Origin of the sequence: Paracoccus sp. C2R09 (assembly GCF_018860625.1) — a bacterium.
Taxonomy (GTDB): Bacteria; Pseudomonadota; Alphaproteobacteria; order Rhodobacterales; family Rhodobacteraceae; genus Paracoccus.
Genome location: NZ_JAHKQB010000010.1, coordinates 275,089 through 281,238 on the forward strand (window position 1 = coordinate 275,089; position 6,150 = coordinate 281,238).

Here is a 6,150-nt window from a genome sequence, read left to right on the forward strand (position 1 = left end):
AATGTAAAAAAGGGGCGCCGAAGCGCCCCGTCGGGTCATTCCGCAGCGGCAAGGACCGCGCAGGCCATCCGTCCGCCGGCATCCCCCGAGGGCTGCGATTCCAGATCATCCTGGCCCGAATGCAACATGAAGGCGGTACCGTCGCCATCGACGATCTGTTCGGCACCAAGATCGGGCAGGAAGTATTCGACCATCACTTCGCCCGAATCGGGCACATGGATGTTCGGCATGTCACCCAGATGCGGACCGTTTTCGGCATGCACGCCGTGATCGCGGCCTTCGCCTGCCAGATGCCCGCCCGCGCTTTGGAACTCGGGGCCTTCGCACAGGCCGGTTTCATGCAAATGCGCGCCATAGATGCCGGCCGGAACGTCGGTCAGGTCGATCTTCACGTGCAGCATTCCCGACGGCGTGGGAATCGCGGTGATGGTGCCGTGGGGCGTACCGTCGGCGCCCGCGATATCGGCAGTCATGGCGTCGGCCATCATGTCGGGATTGGCCTGATCACCGTGACCTTCGTGGTTCTCGGCCATGGCGGGTAGGGCGGCGATCAGGGTGGCGAATGCGGTTGCGGTGATGCGCAGCATGGGATGTTTCCTTTGTTATCGGCTGCAGGTCAACGAAATCGCCACGCATGCGTTCCTGCATCATGGCGGGTCTTGAAGGGTGCCGCATTTGCAGCGATACAGGAGCCCGAGTTCGGTCGAGGAATAAGCCCATGCGTGTCCGTATCTATCAACCTTCCCGCAATGCGATGACCTCGGGGATGGCCCGCACCCGTGGGTGGTTCCTGGAATACCCCCATGCCGACGCACGAGAGATCGATCCCCTGATGGGCTGGACCAGCAGCGACGACACGCAATCCCAGGTCCGCCTGCGTTTCGATACCCGCAAGCAGGCCGAGGATTACGCCAAGGAGCGCGGCCTCGATTACATCGTGCAGGAGCCGCACAAGCGCGGCACCAATATCCGCCCCCGCGGTTACGGCGAAAACTTCGCAACCGACCGCCGCGCCCCCTGGACGCATTGATCCCTTTGTTACTCCGTGCATAGTTAGTGCCATCCGGGGGTATCTTAAGCCGGCTCCGAGCAAAGGTTTTGTAAGTCATTGATTTTAAGACTTCCTGCTTTAGTCGCTTAGCGGCCGGCCGGAGCACCTCATCACAGTTGCCCCGTTTTCGAGAGATCCAGATCGCATTCATTGATGAGCTTCTGACTCTGCTCGTCCCGGAGTTGCTGTCGCCGTGTCGAAGGTCGTCCAGCGCGCTTCCACGGGCATTCCCCGGCTCAGTATGCGGAAAGTATGTGCGAGACAGAGCGCGGGCTCGTGATCCGATGACAAGCTTAGATATTATGTGATGACAATGGGCGGCAAGCCGACCTTCGCTGCGCTTCGAATGAACGGATGCGACACGCCAGAAGCGGCCGTCCGAAAAGTCGGGCCCGTTACTGTGCGGAGATCACTCGGGTGGCTTAAATTTTCTTCTGGCGACTTGAGACATCGTCGAGCCAGACCGTGAGTGCGTCAAGTTCCTTCTCGATACGGTCAGGCGTTGGAGTGACGGGGTTCATCGCATCCGAAATCTTGTGAAGCAGTATAGAGCATTCCCCATAGTGCTGACGCATGGTCTTGGCGTGCTGCTCGGTGATTGCTGAGAGTTTGGCGAAGCCCTTCGTATCCACTTTGCTGGAGAAGGTGCGGAGCACAGGCGCGATCGAATCCTCTACAGCGGCTTCCCACGTTTGGCGGAGGCTGTCGGTGAGTCCGCGAGCGGTCATTAGCCAGTCCGTGCCATCCGGATCGTTGTCATACTGGACCCTTGCTTTCGCAAGGTGGTTGCGCATTGTCTTTAGGCGCGAGCGGGCATCCTGCGCCTTCTCGGGCGGCTCGTTCCTGCAAAAGCCCGGCGTGTCCTGCCGCTTCTGAATATGGCGGACCGCCACCTCTGTCTTCAGCGCCGGATCGTCCCCGTGAACGCAGGCGTTGCGCAGAAGGAACAGAAAGGGAAGGTCGTGGGTGAAGACTATCACCTGACGTTTGCGCCCTTCCTCGGCCAGTCTTTTGGCGATGGATTCACGGTGGAGATGGTCCAGAGACGAGACGGGATCGTCGAAAATGATGCCGGACTCGCTATCGTTTGTAGCGAGCTCGGCGAGGAACCCGGCAAGCGCGACGCAGCGGTATTCGCCTTCGCTGAGGATCGATCCAGCATTCTCTGACTTCTTGTGCATCAGGCTGACCTTGAACCGGGAGATCCCACTTTGCGAACCTGCCTGTTCGAGCTCAATCGACAGTCCCGCGAGATCGAGGTGATTGATTTCTTGGGCGAAGCGCCCGCGTAGCCGCTCGGTGATCAGCGCTCTCGACAGCTCGGTGTTCTTCGCAGTGATCGTGTTCTGCTTAGTGTCTTTCAAGGCCGCGTTAAGCGCGCCGACATCCTTTGCGCGTTCGATTTCTGCAAGCACGTCGTCTTTCACCCCGGTGAGCCACTGCCGGTCTTGCAGCCCAGCTAGCTCGGCTCTCAGCGCCTTTCGTTCCGGGGCTTCCTCATCGGCAAGCAGCGCGTCGGCGCGCGTATCGAGGGCATCAATCACGGCATCGAGACCGAGATCGTCGAGGGTGGGCAATGACAGAGCGACGTCGGCGCCCGCCCGGAGCACTGCGCGAAGCCGCCACAAGATCCGGACTGTGAACAACGTGTATGCGGCCGCGACTTCTTGATTGCCGAATTCTTCTGCGAGGAACCTGCGGTCTTCCAGACGCGTCCTGCGACTGAGCCAAGCCTTGCGCAAAGTCTCGACGAAGGCTGAGAGCGCGCGCCGAGCGGCTTCTTCATCCTGTTGGGTGCGATCCTGAACGAACGCCTCGAACCGGTGCAGGCGGCTTCCCGCCTGTTCGCTGAGTTCCTGTTGGCAAAGGACGCAGCGGGCTTCCTCGCCGGTGACCGGGAAAGCTGTCTCCGGATAGGCATCGGCGGTGGAATAAGCGCGCGCTGCCTCCCAGAGTGTCCGCCAAGTTTCCGATCCGACGCCCTCCAGCGGCTCGTTTTTGAAGAGCGCGGCAGAGGCAAGCCTGGCCGCCTCCGTTTTGGCCCTGAGATCAGAAGAGAGCGTTGCCAGCTGCCCGGCGCTTTCGGTAGAGGCCGCGGCCTTTAAGGTATGAAGCCTGGTTCGGATGGTCTCGAGCCGGGTCTTCTGCGCCCGGAGCCGCCGCGCCGTGGCCTTGGGGTCGTGGGCGAAATCCGAAGTCAATTCAGCGAGACGCGCCGCCTCTTCGTCGCTCAACGCGGCCAAGGTTTCAACGGCTTCCGGCTTCGTATCCTTCCCGAGCATGGCCATCATCTGCCCAACGGCAGTGTTTGGCGAACATGAGGGATCTGAAACGCTTCGCGGTGTCTGCGCTTTGATCACCGCGATCTCGCCGTCAATCGTCTCCTTGACCGACTTGCAAGCGGCGACAAGCCGCTCGAGCACTTTCATCGGAAACGGCGTGTAGGCGAGATCGTTGGTTTCCTCTACGTGAACGTTGGCGGTGCGGGAGTCGAAGACGCTGATTTCGGAAAAAAGCGCATCGACTGGCTGGCCGCTCTTCCAGGTCGCCTTCTGCGTCTGCGCCCCGGCTTGGTATTCAAGCTCTGCGAATTGGGGCCCTTTGGCCTGTTCATAGATGTTCGGAAGGAGCGTCTCCTCCTTGCCCCTTGCGTTCCTGGCCCGGCAGGAACGCTTCAGGAGGCGAACGTAGCCGGATTTACCAGCGCCATTGTCGCCGTAGATGATCGTGATCCCTTTCGGGATGAAGGAAAGGGTTTGCTTCTCGGCGAGGGCGTTGACGTTCTGGACATTGCGAATGCTCTTCAGCGCCACTGTTGGCGCACCTGTTTTCTGAGCCGAGATGTGCTCTTCCCTTAGAGGATAAGATGGGTTCGATTTGTCCTTGCATAGGTCGGCGAGAGTTGCAATGTCAGCGTCCGTCAGCTCGCCGTTTTGAAGTAGGCGCCTAAGTGCGTCGCGCTGCCAAGCAGGACGTTCTTTCGACCAATCAAGAATTGAGCGCAATGCATCCGCTTCAGTTTGAATTTTTTCTTTTGTCATCGGCAATAAATTCGGTTTTTGAAGTTGATCAGGTTTGATACTGCGCCCAACGCTTGCCAGTAGACCAAGTGAGGAACTTTGAGGCAACGTGGGGACGCTTGATCCCGTAGTGAAAGAAAGTGTGCGTTATGCCAATTGCGGCAAGCTCAGAGAGTTTGCACTGAAACCGCCATTTGTGGGGTGCTTCGTGAAGGTCCCGATAGGGCCGACTGTGCCCCTTGCCCGCGCTAAGCGTCAAGGTCAGCTATGGGCCGAAAGCGCGGGTCTTGGGCTCCCACGACCAAGCGGCGTCGCCAATGGCGGCAGATTGATGTGGTAGGTCAAGAGCCCTCCGCGGTCATTTGCATAAATGGCATGACGCTAAATTGCCGTAGCGCAGCCAACCAAGCAAAGCTTTCACTATATGGGTCCTGGGCAATGCCGGAACACGGCATAAAGGGGTGAATAGCCCCGTGTATCTCGGACGCCTTCTTCGCTAGTTTTGAAGCAGGAAGGCCATGATGAGCAGCAGCAAGTTCAGCGATGAGTTCAAGCGGGACGCGGCCGCGCAGATCACCGAGCGGGGTTCCCCGGTCACAGGAAATCGCCGCCGTGCGCCGACGGATTGGCTATCGGCGCATCGGGCTGCTGCTGGAGCGCAGAGGCATGCTGATGAACCCGAAGAAGCTGTATCGGCTCTATCCTGAGGAAGGGTCGTCAGTTAGGCGCAGGCGCGGTGGCAAACGGGCCAGTGGAACGCGCACGCCAATGCCCTTGGCCCTAGAGCCGAACCAGCGCTGGTCGCTGGACTTCGCGGCGGACACGTTCGGGGCGAGTCGCGCAAGTTCCGGATCCTTGCGGTGATCGACGATTGCCGCCAAGAGAACCTGTGTCTGGTCGCCGACATGAGCCTCCCTGGCGCGTGGGTGGCCCGGGAACTGGATGCGCTTGTCAGGGTCTACGGCAAGCCGGCTTGTATCTCCATGTCCCCGAAATAGAGCTTCATCCGCTCGCCTTGCCTCCGGGAAGGCGGCGCGACGATTTGTGTGAAGTGGATACGCCTCCCAGCTGTGCGAACCCAAGTGTGTCCGCGATGGAGAGAGCGAGGCCGAGGTAGCTCTTACCCTTGCCGTTCTCAAGCTCGCCGATGGCGCGACGATTGGCCCCCACCAGCATCGCCAGCTTGTCTTGGGTGTAGCCGAGCTCAAGACGGCGATCCCTGATCCGCCGGCCGAACGCCGCGGCGAGGCGCAGTTCAGACGCCGTCATCTGTCTCATAATCTGTGTCTTTCGCTTCGGGGGCGAATATGTGGAGGGCGCTTGGATAAGCAACCTTCAGCGCGAACAATGTGATACGTTGTCGTAACAGTCAACCGTGCTGCCGTGAGAAGTTACGTTGTCATCGCATCACTGAATAACCGCGCCAATCGTTCGCAGAGCTGCCGCACGCGCGCCGAAACTGATGCAGATCGCACGAGGGGCAGCAATCCGAAAGCTGCACCGCAGCATGAAGATAGTCTAAGAAATATCCGCTTTAGGCCGAATTGGCCAAAACGCTCCCTTAGGGTGCGGGAGGGCGGGTAGGGCCACTGGCACAAGTTACTTAAAGTCCTTCGTCTTCACACGGATCGTATCGAGATGCAGGTCGCGGGTGAACATGTCGCGCGGCCTTGGGTGGCGTGGATCGGAAGTGGTGCTGCCGTGATGAAACTCGTCATCTCGGCCGTGCGGTAAAGGGAATGCCGCACGATTTCCGACACTGGCAAGCGCCGCCGAAAGGTCGGTCATGTGTTCAACGACAAAATGCACGACGTCGCCCTCGCGCTGTATGCGACCGCGGGCCCCAATCATGCCGGCCGAGAGAATGGTTCGGCGATTGGCCTCGAAGATCTTTGGCCAGACAACGAGATTGGCGATGCCGGTCTCGTCCTCCAAGGTGATGAACATCGTGCCCTTGGCCGAGCCGGGCCGCTGGCGGACCAGCATAAGCCCTGCCACTTCGGCGCGATGACGGTGCGGCAGATTCATCGCTTCCGCGCAGGTCATGATACGGCGCTTCGCCAGATCGCTACGCAGGAA

General features: G+C 59.8%; 5 protein-coding genes and 1 pseudogene. 2 read left to right on the plus strand and 4 right to left on the minus strand.

Annotated features, from left to right (window positions below; translation table 11 throughout):
- Nucleotides 1-35: 35 nt before the first annotated feature.
- A complete protein-coding gene (locus tag KO490_RS03865) occupies nt 36-587 on the minus strand; it encodes a superoxide dismutase family protein (protein WP_252726993.1) in 552 nt (183 codons plus the stop codon).
- Nucleotides 588-718: 131 nt separating this feature from the next.
- Here KO490_RS03865 and KO490_RS03870 point away from each other — a divergent pair, with 131 nt between their 5' ends.
- Nucleotides 719-1,030, plus strand: a complete 312-nt coding sequence (locus KO490_RS03870) for an ETC complex I subunit (RefSeq protein ID WP_216018087.1) — start codon at nt 719-721, stop codon at nt 1,028-1,030.
- A 443-nt stretch (nt 1,031-1,473) separates the two neighbouring features.
- On the opposite strand, the gene KO490_RS03875 is transcribed toward KO490_RS03870, so the two are convergent.
- A complete protein-coding gene (locus tag KO490_RS03875; protein ID WP_216018088.1) occupies nt 1,474-4,092 on the minus strand; it encodes an AAA family ATPase in 2,619 nt (872 codons plus the stop codon).
- Between the two features lie 582 nt (nt 4,093-4,674).
- Here KO490_RS03875 and KO490_RS03880 point away from each other — a divergent pair.
- A pseudogene (locus KO490_RS03880) lies at nt 4,675-5,051 on the plus strand (IS3 family transposase); the annotation flags it as partial.
- 22 nt (nt 5,052-5,073) lie between these two features.
- Here KO490_RS03880 and KO490_RS03885 read toward each other — a convergent pair.
- Together KO490_RS03885 and KO490_RS03890 are read right to left on the minus strand one after the other, a co-directional pair.
- Nucleotides 5,074-5,349, minus strand: a complete 276-nt coding sequence (locus KO490_RS03885) for a helix-turn-helix transcriptional regulator (RefSeq protein ID WP_216018089.1) — start codon at nt 5,347-5,349, stop codon at nt 5,074-5,076.
- 321 nt (nt 5,350-5,670) lie between these two features.
- On the minus strand, nt 5,671-6,150 hold a 480-nt coding region (locus KO490_RS03890; protein WP_252726994.1), incomplete at its 5' end, for an OB-fold nucleic acid binding domain-containing protein.